13 protein-coding genes and 1 pseudogene are annotated in these 13582 nt (G+C 68.0%); 8 read left to right on the forward strand and 6 right to left on the reverse strand.

Annotated elements, in window-relative coordinates:
* Positions 1-47 precede the first annotated feature (47 nt).
* The 4 genes and pseudogenes from pcrA to sucD all read left to right on the forward strand — a co-directional run bounded on the left by pcrA (position 48) and on the right by sucD (position 5408).
* Entirely contained in the window at positions 48-2564 is a 2517-nt protein-coding gene (pcrA, locus tag FFF93_RS03485; RefSeq protein ID WP_395858432.1) for a DNA helicase PcrA, read from the forward strand.
* A gap of 58 nt (positions 2565-2622) precedes the next feature.
* A pseudogene (locus tag FFF93_RS03490) lies at positions 2623-3098 on the forward strand (hypothetical protein); the annotation flags it as partial.
* 225 nt (positions 3099-3323) lie between these two features.
* The gene (gene sucC / locus FFF93_RS03495) at positions 3324-4493 is read left to right on the forward strand and encodes an ADP-forming succinate--CoA ligase subunit beta (RefSeq protein ID WP_138770141.1); all 1170 of its coding nucleotides are present in this window, start codon (positions 3324-3326) and stop codon (positions 4491-4493) included.
* Positions 4494-4505: 12 nt separating this feature from the next.
* Positions 4506-5408 carry a succinate--CoA ligase subunit alpha gene (gene sucD / locus FFF93_RS03500; protein ID WP_138770140.1) on the forward strand — a complete coding sequence of 301 codons (903 nt, stop codon included), beginning with the start codon at positions 4506-4508 and terminating at the stop codon, positions 5406-5408.
* 103 nt (positions 5409-5511) lie between these two features.
* Here the strand turns inward: sucD and FFF93_RS03505 are convergent, their stop codons facing one another.
* From FFF93_RS03505 to FFF93_RS03515, 3 genes are all read right to left on the reverse strand, one after another.
* Positions 5512-5994 (reverse strand): SRPBCC family protein, encoded by a 483-nt coding sequence (locus tag FFF93_RS03505; protein ID WP_138770139.1) that lies wholly within the window; start codon positions 5992-5994, stop codon positions 5512-5514.
* Entirely contained in the window at positions 5991-6350 is a 360-nt protein-coding gene (locus FFF93_RS03510; protein ID WP_138770138.1) for a helix-turn-helix transcriptional regulator, read from the reverse strand. The genes FFF93_RS03505 and FFF93_RS03510 overlap by 4 nt, the downstream gene beginning before the upstream one ends.
* A gap of 145 nt (positions 6351-6495) precedes the next feature.
* Entirely contained in the window at positions 6496-6945 is a 450-nt protein-coding gene (locus tag FFF93_RS03515) for a MarR family winged helix-turn-helix transcriptional regulator (RefSeq protein ID WP_138770137.1), read from the reverse strand.
* A 169-nt stretch (positions 6946-7114) separates the two neighbouring features.
* On the opposite strand from FFF93_RS03515, the gene FFF93_RS03520 reads away from it, so the two are divergent.
* Positions 7115-8368 (forward strand): MFS transporter, encoded by a 1254-nt coding sequence (locus FFF93_RS03520; RefSeq protein ID WP_138770136.1) that lies wholly within the window; start codon positions 7115-7117, stop codon positions 8366-8368.
* Here the strand turns inward: FFF93_RS03520 and FFF93_RS03525 are convergent.
* Positions 8365-9144: a gamma-glutamyl-gamma-aminobutyrate hydrolase family protein gene (locus FFF93_RS03525; protein WP_138770135.1), complete on the reverse strand. Its 780-nt coding sequence runs from the start codon at positions 9142-9144 to the stop codon at positions 8365-8367. The two genes, FFF93_RS03520 and FFF93_RS03525, sit on opposite strands and share 4 nt — an antisense overlap.
* A gap of 53 nt (positions 9145-9197) precedes the next feature.
* On the opposite strand from FFF93_RS03525, the gene FFF93_RS03530 reads away from it, so the two are divergent.
* Positions 9198-9701, forward strand: a complete 504-nt coding sequence (locus FFF93_RS03530; RefSeq protein ID WP_138770134.1) for an SRPBCC family protein — start codon at positions 9198-9200, stop codon at positions 9699-9701.
* A gap of 10 nt (positions 9702-9711) precedes the next feature.
* Positions 9712-10845, forward strand: coding sequence for an LOG family protein (locus FFF93_RS03535; protein WP_138770133.1), 1134 nt, complete (start codon positions 9712-9714; stop codon positions 10843-10845).
* Between the two features lie 34 nt (positions 10846-10879).
* On the opposite strand, the gene FFF93_RS03540 is transcribed toward FFF93_RS03535, so the two are convergent.
* Together FFF93_RS03540 and FFF93_RS03545 are read right to left on the reverse strand one after the other, a co-directional pair.
* Complete coding sequence (locus FFF93_RS03540; RefSeq protein WP_261375271.1) at positions 10880-11812, reverse strand: matrixin family metalloprotease; 933 nt, start codon at positions 11810-11812, stop codon at positions 10880-10882.
* Positions 11812-12933 (reverse strand): VIT1/CCC1 transporter family protein, encoded by a 1122-nt coding sequence (locus FFF93_RS03545; protein WP_395858412.1) that lies wholly within the window; start codon positions 12931-12933, stop codon positions 11812-11814. The genes FFF93_RS03540 and FFF93_RS03545 overlap by 1 nt, the downstream gene beginning before the upstream one ends.
* Positions 12934-13296: 363 nt before the next feature.
* On the opposite strand from FFF93_RS03545, the gene FFF93_RS03550 reads away from it, so the two are divergent.
* Entirely contained in the window at positions 13297-13533 is a 237-nt protein-coding gene (locus tag FFF93_RS03550) for a hypothetical protein (RefSeq protein WP_138770132.1), read from the forward strand.
* The last annotated feature ends 49 nt before the right edge of the window (positions 13534-13582 follow it).

A 13582-nucleotide genomic window follows, 5' to 3' on the forward strand; every position in this document is an offset into this window, starting at 1 on the left:
GGAACGTGCTGTCAGTGGCACCGCCTAGACTTGTTAACACCATGGATATGTTGTTTGACCCCTATGCCGACGGACCCTTCCAAGCTGCACCGAAGGCGGCCGCGGCCGCCAAAGCGTCCGGAAACCCGGGGGCTGGCAGCGGCATGCCGGGCCTGACGGCCGCGCCCATGTTCGGGTCCCAAGGTGGAAACGGCGGGGGTCACGACGACGGCGACCGCCCCCGGCTCCCGAACGCGGACGAGCTGCTGCAGGGGCTCAACCCGCAGCAGGAAGAAGCTGTCAAGCACGCCGGCGGTGCCCTGCTGATTGTGGCTGGCGCCGGCTCCGGCAAGACCCGGGTGCTCAGCAACCGCATCGCCTACCTGATCGCCACCCGCCGGGCCCACCACGGCGAGATCCTGGCCATCACCTTCACCAACAAGGCCGCGGCGGAAATGCGCGAGCGGATCGAACTCCTGGTCGGCGGCCGTGCCAAGACCATGTGGATCTCGACCTTCCACTCCTCCTGCGTGCGCATTCTGCGGCGCGAGGCGGCCAACGTCGGCCTGAACTCCAACTTCTCGATCTACGACTCGGCCGATTCGCTCCGGCTCATCACGCTGGTGGCCAAGAACCTCGACCTGGACCCCAAGCGCTTCGCCCCCAAGGCCATCCAGCACAAGATCTCGGCCCTGAAAAACGAGCTCATCGACGCCGACAGCTACGCCTCCAGCGCCAACTACACCGACCCCTTTGAACAGGCCGTCGCCGAAGTGTTCAAGGGCTACACCCAGCGTCTGCGGCAGGCCAACGCGATGGACTTCGATGACCTGATCGCCGAAACCGTCTACATGTTCCGGGCGTTCCCGGCGCTCGCCGACTCGTACCGTCGGCGCTTCCGGCACGTGCTCGTGGACGAGTACCAGGACACCAACCACGCCCAGTACGCCCTGGTCCGCGAGATCGTCGGCGAGGGTCCCGGCGCCGCCGAACTCACGGTCGTCGGCGACTCGGACCAGTCCATCTACGCGTTCCGCGGCGCCGACATCCGCAACATCGTGGAGTTCGAGAAGGACTACCCGGACGCCCGGACCATCAAGCTCGAGCAGAACTACCGCTCCACCCAGACCATCCTCAGCGCCGCCAACTCGGTGATTTCCCGCAACCCCAACCGGCCGGAGAAACGGCTCTGGACCGCCGAGGGCGACGGCGAGAAAATCGTTGGCTACGTCGGCGAGAACGAGCACGACGAGGCGCAGTTCATCGCCAAGGAAATCGACCGGCTGCAGGACGAGGGCAACCTCCGTCCCGGCGACGTCGCGATTTTCTACCGCACCAACGCCCAGTCCCGGTCCATCGAGGACGTGCTGGTCCGTGTTGGGCTGCCCTACAAGGTGGTGGGCGGCACCCGCTTCTACGAGCGCAAGGAAATCAAGGACGCACTCGCCTACCTGCGCGTGCTGGTCAACCCGGACGACGACGTCAACCTGCGCCGCATCCTCAACGAACCCAAGCGCGGCATCGGCGACCGGGCCGAGGGGGCCGTGGCGTCCTTGGCGCAGCGCGACCGCACCTCCTTTATGGCTGCCGCCCGCCGCGCCGACGAAGCGCCCGGCATGGCCACCCGCTCCGTGAACGCCGTGTTGGGCTTCGTGAAGCTCCTCGACGACCTGGCCGAGGTGGCCGCCGGCTCCGGCGCGGCCGCGGCCCTGGAAGCCGTCCTGGAACAGACCGGCTACCTCGCCACCCTGCGCTCCAGCACCGACCCGCAGGACGAATCCCGGGTCGAAAACCTCGCCGAACTCGTCGCCGTCGTCCGCGAATACGAGCGGGACAACCCGGAGGGCTCGCTCGGCGCGTTCCTGGAGCAGGTCTCGCTGGTGGCCGACGCCGACCAGATCCCGGACGCCCCCGGAGCAGATATCGACGCCGCCGTCGCCGAAGCCAAGCGGCTCGGCGTCGTCACCCTGATGACGCTGCACACCGCCAAGGGCCTCGAGTTCCCGGTGGTGTTCCTGACCGGCATGGAGCACGGGCTGTTCCCGCACCAGCGTTCGGCCACCGACCCGAAGGAACTGGCGGAGGAACGCAGGCTCGCCTACGTGGGACTCACCCGGGCCCGGAAACGGCTGTACCTAACCCGGTCCGAGGTCCGCAGTATGTGGGGTCAGAGCCAGTACAACCCGGCGAGCCAGTTCATCGAGGAAATCCCGGCCGAGCTGGTGGAGTGGAAGCGCGAAGGATCCACGCGTCAGGCCAGCAGCTGGGGGAGCGGCGGATCGATCGGTTCCAGCCGCTACGGCGGATCCTTCTGGGGAGCCGGCACCGCCCGCGGCACCGGGGCGGACTCCTCGGCGGGCTTCAACGCCGACGTCCCGGCCGCGATCGCCAAGAACCGGGTCCAGCCGCAGAAGGAAGTCGTCGCCGTCAGCGTCGGAGACAAGGTCAACCACACCAGCTTCGGCAACGGCACCGTACTGGCCGTCGAGGGGGCGGGGGACAAGACGGTAGCGAAGGTGAAGTTCGGCGTCGGCGAGAAGCGGCTCCTGCTGCGGTACGCCCCGCTCACCAAGATCGACGCCTAGGCGGGCGACGACGGGCCCGCGGACCAGCCCGCCCACCGAGGGCCAGGCAGGCATAATGCGGGGCGGCCACATCAACCTGCCCTACGAACAGAACGGGTTCTCTCGGCCAGCGGGAACAGCAAGTTCGCGACCGTGCCGGTGGCCCACTGCGAGCTTGCGACCTACCCGAAGCCTGACGCCCGGGACATCCGGGACGACTGCGGCGGGACGGGCCTGGGCTATCTTGGCGGCACAGCCCTGCTGACCCCGGACCGGGCCGTCTACGGCGAGTGCCGTTCCGGCGTCACAGAACAGGAAGCCGAATTCGGACCCAAGGGCAGCCGCAGCGGGGCGATCTCGCAGCTTCCCGTCCTCGAGGACGGGAAGAACGTCGAGCGCAACGGCCTGCGCTGCTCCGCATACAACGGCGGCGTCGCCTGCGGAAACATCTCTGCCGGCGTCGCCTTCTTCATTGCGCGCGACCGTTACGAGCTGATCTCGCCGGCCGCCAAGACGGCTTCCCCGGCACCGTCGGAGGCCTCAAAAACCCCGTAATCTAGCGGTTTTTCTACGCTCAATAGAATAGTGTCCTTACTCACATAACCGGTAGTCTGGGTCGGGCTGGTCCAAAGGAAGGACTAGAGTTCGAAAGAGGAGCATTGCGCCGTGTGGCTCGTTTCCAAGCTTGTCGCAGGGTGCGTTTATTCCGCAGCCCGGTAACCGCGAGTACGTGGGGTCCGGCTGTACAGAAACTACTTCGACGTAGAAGGACACTAAACCGTGGACCTGTTTGAATATCAGGCGCGCGATATGTTCGAGGCGCACGGTGTACCCGTGCTTGCTGGCATCGTGGCGCACACCCCTGAAGAAGCAAAGGCAGCTGCCGAGAAGATCGGCGGCGTAACTGTCGTCAAGGCACAGGTTAAGGTCGGTGGCCGCGGCAAGGCTGGCGGCGTTAAGGTCGCCAAGACTGCCGATGAGGCACTCGAGCACGCCACCAATATCCTCGGCATGGACATCAAGGGCCACACCGTCAACAAGGTGATGATTGCCCAGGGTGCCGACATCGCCGAGGAATACTACTTCTCCGTCCTGCTGGACCGGGCCAACCGCAACTACCTGGCCATGTGCTCGGTTGAAGGCGGCATGGAAATCGAGCAGCTCGCCGTCGAACGTCCGGAAGCCCTCGCCAAGATCGCGATCGACCCCGCCGTCGGCATCGACCAGGCCAAGGCTGACGAGATCGTCGCCGCCGCCGGCTTCGCTGAGGAACTGCGCGGCAAGGTCGCCGCCGTCATCCTCAAGCTCTGGGACGTTTTCAAGAAGGAAGATGCCACCCTCGTGGAGGTCAACCCGCTGGTCAAGACCGGCGCCGGCGACATTGTCGCCCTGGACGGCAAGGTCTCGCTCGACGAGAACGCCGACTTCCGCCACCCGAAGCACTCCGCCCTTGAAGACAAGGACGCTGCGGACCCGCTCGAGGCCAAGGCCAAGGCGCAGGACCTCAACTACGTCAAGCTTGACGGCTCCGTGGGCATCATCGGTAACGGTGCCGGCCTGGTCATGTCCACGCTCGACGTCGTCGCCTACGCCGGCGAAAACCACGGCAACGTCAAGCCCGCCAACTTCCTGGACATCGGCGGTGGAGCTTCCGCCGAGGTCATGGCAGCAGGCCTCGACGTCATCCTGGGCGACGAGCAGGTCAAGTCCGTCTTCGTCAACGTCTTCGGCGGCATCACCGCGTGTGACGCTGTCGCCAAGGGCATCGTCGGCGCACTGGCCGAGCTGGGCCACTCCGCGAACAAGCCGCTGGTCGTCCGCCTCGACGGCAACAACGTCGAGGAAGGCCGCCGCATCCTGGCCGAGGCCAACCACCCGCTGGTTACCCTGGCCGCCACCATGGACGAGGGCGCCGACAAGGCTGCCGAGCTCGCCAACGCAGCGAAGTAAAGGGACCCGACTATGTCTATTTATCTGAACAAGGACTCCAAGGTCATCGTCCAGGGCATCACCGGCGGCGAAGGCACCAAGCACACCGCGCTGATGCTCAAGGCCGGCACCAACATTGTCGGCGGCGTCAACGCCCGCAAGGCCGGCACCACCGTCCTGCACGGCGATAACGAAATCACCGTCTTCGGCACCGTCAAGGAAGCCATGGCCGAAACCGGCGCCGACGTCTCCATCGTCTTCGTCCCGCCGGCCTTCACCAAGGACGCCGTCGTCGAAGCCATCGAGGCCGGCATCGGCCTCGTCGTCGTCATCACCGAAGGCGTGCCGGTCCAGGATTCCGCCGAGTTCTGGGCACTGGCCCAGTCCAAGGTCGACGCCGACGGCAAGCAGGTCACCCGCATCATCGGGCCGAACTGCCCCGGCATCATCACCCCGGGCGAGGCCCTCGTGGGCATCACCCCGGCCAACATCACAGGCAAGGGCCCCATCGGCCTGGTCTCCAAGTCGGGCACCCTGACCTACCAGATGATGTACGAACTGCGCGACCTGGGCTTCTCGACCGCCATCGGCATCGGCGGCGACCCGGTCATCGGCACCACCCACATCGACGCCCTCGAAGCCTTCGAGGCTGACCCCGAGACCAAGGCGATCGTGATGATCGGCGAAATCGGCGGCGACGCCGAAGAGCGCGCGGCCGACTACATCAAGGCCCACGTCACCAAGCCGGTCGTCGGCTACGTCGCCGGCTTCACCGCCCCGGAAGGCAAGACCATGGGCCACGCCGGTGCCATCGTCTCCGGTTCCGCGGGCACCGCCCAGGCCAAGAAGGAAGCCCTCGAGGCTGCCGGCGTCAAGGTCGGCAAGACGCCGTCCGAGACCGCCAAGCTGCTGCGCGAAGTCTTCGCGGCGCTCTAGGCTTCACCGCTCCAAGCAACGCGGGGTCACTTCCGGCCCGTCCCACACCCTGGGATGGGCTCGAAGTGACCCCGCGTTGTTTCTTTAAGCTCCCGACGGCGCGTCAGACCGTCGCACCGGCCAGCAATTCCTCGAGCCGCTCGTAGGCTTCGGTCAATCCGCCTTCCATGCCGGACTGGGCCATGCCGTCGCGCGCCTCCATGCTGGGGTAGACAGCGTGCGCGATCAGCCGGGTGCGGCCCCCGCCGAGGTCCACGAAGGTCATGGACTCGATGCTGACCACGTCCGGGTAGCCGCCGTATTCGAAGGTCTGGATGGCTAAGTCGTTCTCCCGGACGGTGTGGAAGACGCCGCTGAACAGGTGGGCGACGCCGTCGGGCCCGGTGTGCGTGTAGCGGTAGCTGCCGCCGGTGCGGAAGTCGTAGTGGTCCACATCCATGGTGAGCCGCCGCGGGCCGAGCCACCGGGCGACGAGTTCGGGTTCCTTGTGGGCCCGGAATACTTCGGCCACGGGGAAGTCGAACTCCCGCTCGAAGTCGATGAAGGGCAGGCCTTCCGGAACCGTGAGTTTCAGGGCGTTGCTCATGATGAGTCCTTTGCCTGGGTGCCGCGTGCAGCGGCCTGGGATTGGAGCACGGCGTCGAGGGTGCGGAACTGCCCTTCGCGGACCAGCCGGTACTGGTCGATCCATGCGGTGAGGGCCTCCAGCCGTGCGGGGTTCAAGTGGACGGGCCGGCGCTGGGCGTCCCGCGTGCGCGTGACGAGTCCTGCCTGCTCGAGGACCTGGATGTGCTTCGAAACCGCCTGCTTGGTGATCGCGAAGGGTTCCGCCAATTCGTTGACCGTGGCCGGTCCCCGGCTGAGCCGGGCGATGATGCGGCGGCGGACCGGATCGGCCAGCGCCAGGAAGGCGGTGTCGAGGCGTTCGTCGTCGTCAGCCATGTGGTCAAGTCCCGATGTGTGTAGCTGTCACCAGCATCGGTTGATCAGTCGATTGCTGTAATCAACTGATACGTTGATCAACCTGCTGGTTGTTTAACGGTACGTCCGTCTCTGTGAGCTGGCAAGAGGTCCGCCGGCAGGGGGCTTAGACTCCTGCGTGCAGCCGGGGGAGCGCGTCCACCAGTGGCGCCAACTCCGGAACCTCCTGGGCCTGGGCGAGGGCGCGCTCCAGGGTGACGTCATGGACCGGCCGGGCCTGCTCGAGCAAGGCGATGCCGCTGGGCGTGAGCTCGGTGTAGATCCCCCGCCGGTCATCCGCGCAGAGGATCCTGGTCAGCAGCCCGCGTTCCTCCAGGCGGTTCACCAGCCGCGTGGTGGCGCTCGCACTCAGTGCGGTGGCCCGGGCAAGCTGCTGCATCCGCATATGCCAACCGTCCTGCCGGCTCAGCGCGTCCAGCACGGTGTACTCGACCACCGAGAGCTGCGCCTCCGCCTGCAGGGAGCGCTCCAGCTCAGCCTCGATCAGCCCGTGCAGCGCCGCGAGGGTCCGCCAGCCTTGCGCCCGGACCTCGACGGCGTCGTCCTTGATGCCCATCAGTTGTGCTCCTTCCAGCCGGTGAGTTCACGTTCCGGCAAACGGGGACGCGAGCCCATAAAAGTAGTTGCTTGCGCGCTATAGTTGCGTGTGCAACAATAAATAACGCGTCTGCAACTAATAGCTTACGCTTCGCACATCCTCCCGTACAGATTTTGAAGGAGCCCCCATGCCCATCGGCCTGATAGCACTCGCCCTCGGCGGGCTCGGAATCGGACTCACCGAGTTCGTCATCATGGGTCTGCTGCCCCAGGTGGCCGCAGACTTCCACGTCACCGAAGCCACAGCTGGCTGGCTGATCTCCGGCTACGCGCTCGCCGTCGTCGTCGGGGCGCTGCTCCTGACCGCCGCGGTGACGCGCTTTGAGCGCAAGCCGGTGCTTGCGGTGCTGATGGTGCTGTTCATCGCCGGCAACCTCGTCTCCGCGACCGCCCCCGACTACGCCCTGATGATGGTTGGCCGGATCATCGCCGCCCTCGCCCACGGTGCGTTCTTCGGCATCGGCGCCGTGGTGGCCGCCAGCATGGTCGCCCCCACCAAAAAGGCCGGCGCCATCGCCATCATGTTCACCGGGTTGACCGCGGCCAACGTCCTGGGCGTTCCGTTCGGCACCATGCTCGGCCAGGCCGCCGGGTGGCGCTCCACGTTCTGGGCCATCACCGGCATCGGCGTGCTCGCACTGGTCGGCATTTTGGCCCTGGTGCCCAAAACCGGTGCAGGCGACTCGGCACCCGGTTCTGCCTCTGGCGGGCTGCGCGGCGAACTCCGGGCCTTCCGGTCCGGCCAGGTCTGGCTGTCCATCTTCGTGACCATCCTCGGCTACGGCGGCATGTTCGGCGCCTTCACCTACATCGCGTTCACCCTGACCGAGGTCACCGGCTTCTCCGCGGCCACGGTGCCGTGGCTCCTGATCATTTTCGGTGTGGGCCTCTTCATCGGCAACACCATTGGCGGCAAGGCCGCGGACCGGAACGTCGACCGCACCCTGCTCGTGGTGCTGGCCGCCCTCGTGGTGGTGCTGGTGGTCTTCGCCCTCACCTCGGCCAACCAACCGATGACTATCGCGTCCATGGTGCTGCTGGGCGGCTTCGGCTTCGCCACCGTTCCCGGACTGCAGATGCGCGTCATGAAATACGCCGACAGTGCGCCCACCCTGGCCTCCGGCGCCAACATCGGCGCCTTCAATGTGGGCAACGCGCTGGGCGCCTGGATGGGCGGCGTGACCATCACCGCAGGGCTCGGCTACACCTCGCCGATCTGGGCCGGCGCCGGAATCACCCTGCTGGGCCTCGGCGTGATGGTGTTCGCCGCCGTCGCCGCCAAGAAGGCAACCCGGCACCGCGCTGCGGGCGACGACGCCGGACTCGACGACGCCGCACGGGACGACGCCGCAGTGGAAAGCGCCGAGCTGCAGCGGATCTAAAGCGAGGCTGCGCGGGCCCGGCAGACCTCCACAAAGGCCCGGAACGGCGCCAACCGTTCGGCGGCGGGGAGCTCCAGCGCCTCCGGATGCCACTGGACGGAGGCCACCCAGCGGGCAGGATCCTCCAGCGCTTCCACAGTGCCGTCGTCGGCAACCGCGCTCACCACGAGCCCGTCGGCCACCCGCGCCACCGCCTGGTGGTGGCCGGAGGCGATCTTGACCGTTACCCCGGCGGGACTTCCGGATGCCGTGGCGCCGGAACCCCCGTACAACGCGGCGACCTTCGAACCGGCGGCGATCCCGACCTCGTGCCAGGCCCAGGGGCCGGCGCCGTGCAGGGGAGTGGGCTCCCGGTGCGCCACCGTGCCAGGGTCCATGTCCTGGATCAGGGTTCCGCCGTAGAGCACATTCAGCAGTTGATGCCCCCGGCAGATGCCCAGCACCGGCAGCCCGGCGTCGATGGACTGCCGGGCGACGGCCAGGTCCAGGGCGTCCTGGCCGTGGTTGACGTCGTAGCAGGCGACGCCGGGTTCCTCGCCATACAGCCGCGGGTCCAGGTCGCCACCGCCCGGAAGCAGGACGCCGTCGAGCCCGGCCAGTCCCTCGGAGGAAGTGAGCAGCACGGGGTCGGCGCCGCCGTCGCGCAGCAGGTCGACGATGTAATAGAAGAGCCCGTTGGCTTCGCCCACCCGCGGATCGGAGTCCGCGGAGCTGCTGAGCCGGACCGGTAGGCCGATGCGCGGGCGGCCGCCGTCGGGCCGGGCTGGAGTCTGCATGATTCATTCTGCACCACAACTTCTGCAGCATCACGCAGGGCTAGGATTGCCGGATGAACAACAGGTATCTCGTGTCCCGTAGCCGCTTCATCGCGGCCGCCCCGGAAGCCATCTTCGAGGTGCTCGCCACCCCGGCGCTGCACAGCGTGATCGACGGCTCGGACACGGTCAAGGGCGCCCAGCCCCGCGGCCCGGAACGGCTGGCGCCGGGTGCGAAGTTTGGCATGGACATGAAAATCGGCGTGGACTACAAGATCCTCAACACCGTCTGCGAGTTCGAGGAGGGGCGCCGCATCGCCTGGCGCCACTTCTATGGCCACGTGTGGCGCTACCTGCTGGAGCCGGCCACCGACGCCGCCGGCCGGCCGGGCACGCTGGTCACCGAGCAGTGGGACGCGCGGCAGGTCCGTGGCAAGATCTTCCTGCGGCTGGCCGGCTATCTCCGCCGCCACCCGGCCAACCTCGAGCAGACCCTGGCGAAGCTCGACGCCTACCTCGGCAGCGCCGGCCGTCCGGCGGGCTCCGCCTCGGGCCCCGCAACCGACCCCCGGGACTAGGACCGTCCGGATGAGCGCTGCCCGCAGCCTGCACCCGAGCCCGCGCACCCTCGAAGTCGAGAGCCTCGAGAGCTTCGACCGGCTGGTCGCGGGCGGAGCCCGATCCATGCACGGCTGGCACCTCCAATCGCTGGACCTCCGCGGCCGCCGTGAGCCGTTGAAGTCCCTCGACCCGCAGGGCGCGATCTTCCTGGGCTGCGGCTTCGACGACGGGGTGGAGGAATCGCTGCGCGGCCGCGGGGCGCTGATCTTCCCCAAGTTGGAAAAGGTTCCGTTCGACCCCTACCGCGGACGGCTCTACACTCCGCAGGAGCTTTACGAGGGTGTGGAGGAGGCCCGGTACGAGGACACCCTGGACGCCAGGGTGTACCAGTGGAGCATCCGGCCCGGCCAGCGGCACCGGCTGGACGCGACGCTGGCGGCGGCCCTGCATGACCACTCAATTGGCGACGCACTCGAGGAGCTGACCCGTTCGGAGCTGTGCCTCGGACGCATCCTGGTGGGCGTGATGGGCGGGCACGCCGCGAGCCGCGCCTCGGCAGGGTTCACCGAGGCGGCGCTGCTGGGCCGCCTGCTGGCCCGCAACGGCCGGGTGGTCGCCACCGGCGGCGGCCCTGGCACCATGGAGGCCGCCAATCTGGGCGCCTACCTCAGCGCGGCGGACGAGACTGACTTCCAGCAGGCCCTGGCGGACCTGGCCGTCGTGCCCGGCTTCCGCCCCTCGGTGTCGGCGTGGGCGCGAACCGCGGCAGCCGTCGTCGAACGCCATCCGGACGGGACGCCGTCGTTGGGTATTCCCACCTGGTTTTACGGCCACGAGCCGCCCAATTTCTTCGCCACCCACATCGCCAAGTACTTCGCCAACGCCATCCGCGAGGCGGTGCTGCTGGAGTTGTGCAACGGCGGGATCATCTTCCTGCCGGGCTCGGGCGGCACCGTGCAGGAGATCTTTCAGGACGCCTGCGAAAACTACTACGGCGCCCCGGAGACCATCACGCCTATGGTGCTGGTGGGCAAGGAGCACTGGCTGCGCCGGTTCCCGGCGTGGCCCCTGCTGCAGAGCCTGGCCGCGGGACGGCGGATGGAGAACCGGATCTTCCTGGTGGACAGCATCGAGGAAGCCCTCGCCGTGCTGGAGCGCTAACGCCGCGCGGGCACGCTGGGCCCGGTTTGGATCGCTAGAGGTCCTTGCGGCACGGGGCGCGGCCCAGCTCGTACAGGCCGTTCAAGTCGCCGTCGGCCAGCCCATCCGGCGCGCCGATTTCCGGATACATCAGCTGTTTCGGGTCCTCGACATGCTCCAGTCCCATCACATGGCCCAGTTCGTGCAGGACCACCGCGGTGGCGTAGCCCGTGCCGTCCCCCCGGTCCAGGTCTTCGGTGATCTGCGGTGCGTCCAGTTCCAGGCTGCCGGTGACGAAGCTCTTCGGGCCGTCGCCGAAGCTGAAGTGGGTGCTGCCGCCGGTGCCGATCACCGGACCCTGGAGCTGCGGTGCCTGTTCCGGCGTCGTCCAGGCGATGAGCAGCGGAGCCCAGCGGTCCCCGTACGCTTCTTTTTGGTAGGGGGCGCGTGACTGGGACGGGGCCTCGGTGGTGGCGCCGTCGTTGACGAACCTGATCCCGGTCGCCTCGGAGACCGTTTTGATCGCATTTTCAACCAGCTGTTCCCCACCCTTGGGAGCCAGCGCGGCGTTGACCACATAGTGCAGCGGCCGGCACGGCGAGTAGCCCACCGGGCTGCCGTCGGCGTTGGTGGCCAGGAACTTGTACGACTTGCTCTCCGACGCCGGCTTGGGCGGCTGGCCCAGCGGCTGGTCCTGCTCCTCGAAGCCCGGCGGGGGCACGGCCATGTGCGATCCGTCCCCGGGAAGGCCTGCTTGCCGGCCGCCCGGGACGGCCGTCGGATGCTTCGCCATGCCGCGGGACTGCGGGTTCGCTCCGCCGTTGAAGTCGAACAGCCCGACCAGCCGGGGATCCCCGTACACCAGACCGGCGGTCAGGAAGGCGGCGCCGGTAATCAGGACCACCACGGCAAGGTTCCGGACCGCCCGGAAGGCGCTGCCGGCGCGGCTGTGCCGCGGAGTGCGGTCCCGGAACCCGGGATCATCCACTAGCCGACCACCGCGCCGAACGCCATGCCGAGCAAGTAGGTCACAGCCGCGGCACCGAGGCCGATGGCGAGCTGGCGGAGCCCGCGGGTGACGGGGGAGGTGCCGGAGAGCAGCCCTACGACGCCGCCGGTCAGCAGCAGTGCGATTCCCACCAGGGCGGCGGACACCACAAGGGCGAGGACGCCGGTCAACCCGAACAGGAAGGGAATGATCGGCACGATCGCACCGGAGGCGAAGAAGCAGAAACTCGACGCCGCGGCGCCCCACGCGGTGCCCACGGCCTCGTGCTGGTCCTCCGTTTCGGGCAGCTCCGGCCGCAGGGACAGGCTCGGATCACAGTCGCAGTCCAGCAAGCCCATCCGCTCGGCGACGCGGTGCTCGGCGGCCTCGCGGGACATGCCGCGGGCCAGGTAGACAAGGAGGAGTTCGTTGTGTTCGATGTCCAGTGACGGCGCGGCCGAGAGCGTGATCTGGGTGGGGCGGGTCGCGGCCAGCAGTTCCCGCTGGGAGCGCACGGAGATGAACTCGCCGGCACCCATCGAGAGCGCTCCGGCCAACAGGCCGGCAACGCCGCTGAGGAGCACCACGGAGCTTGCCACGCCGGAGGCGGCCATGCCCATCACGAGCGAGAGGTTGCTGACCAGCCCGTCGTTGGCGCCGAAGACGGCGGCGCGGAACGTGCCGGCCAGGCGGTTGCGGCCTCGCGTCGCCAGCCCCCGCACGACTTCCTCGTGGATCTGCTCGTCGGCGACCATGGCGGGGGTGGCGGCGGGGTCGTTGGCGTACGGCGAGCGGCTCTCGGCCCGCTGGGCCAGGGCCAGGACAAAGACGGAGCCGAAATGCCGGGCCAGGAAGCCGAGGAACTGGCTGCGGAGTGAGGCGGCCCGCGGCCGGCCCGCATGTTCGCCGAGCAGTTGGAGCCAGTGTGCCTCGTGGCGTCCCTCCGCTTCGGCCAGGGCCAGCAGGATGTCACGTTCTTCGCCGCTGCGGTTCTGCGCGAGCTCGCGGTAGACGCGGGCCTCGGCGCGTTCGTCGGCGAGGTACTGCCGCCAGCGCTTGATATCGGCGGGACGCGCCGCGGGGCTCAAACCGGGGCGTAGTTCGGGGTTCACGGGGGTCATCCGGGAGCCCGCGGCGGGGCCGTGAACAGAATGGTTTGGGTCAGATGGGGCGTGCTGAGACACGGAAACTCCTGGGCTTGACGGGGCATGGTTCGGCCCCATTGCGAACCCAGCCTACCCCGTATTTTGGCGGATTTTCGGCCGGTAATCCTCAGTGCGAAGTTTAGGCAGGCCGTAAAGAAGTGGCCGGCGCGGGCCGCCGTGGGGCGGGCAGGACGGCCCTTGACCCCCACCCCGCGCGGTGTTCGAATAAAGGCCAGGGCGGGTTCTCCGGCAGGCCTGCCCTGCCGCGTCCCGGGCGCCGACGACGGGTCCGGACGGCTCGCCAATACTGCCGTAGCCCGAGCGCACGGAGGTTGCACGATGGACAACACCGGATCGAAGGCCAGCCAGCCGGCCAGGGACTCCGTGGAGTCGGACCCCGCCTACGATTTCGCCGAGGATGCCCCGGTGGGGGCTGCGGAAACCGTGGACGAGGAGTTGCTGGAGGAAGCCGACCGGCTCGTTCCCCTGGACACGGAGGATTTTCTCGGCGACGAGCAGCCAATAGAACCCGTCGACGCGGATGAGTTCCGCGCGCCGGAGGAGGAAGAGGAGTAGGCACTCCGGTCCAGCAACAACGCCGGAAGGCACGACGGCGGTGCCTCCC

It is taken from the genome of Arthrobacter sp. KBS0702 (assembly GCF_005937985.2).
Lineage (GTDB): Bacteria > Actinomycetota > Actinomycetes > Actinomycetales > Micrococcaceae > Arthrobacter.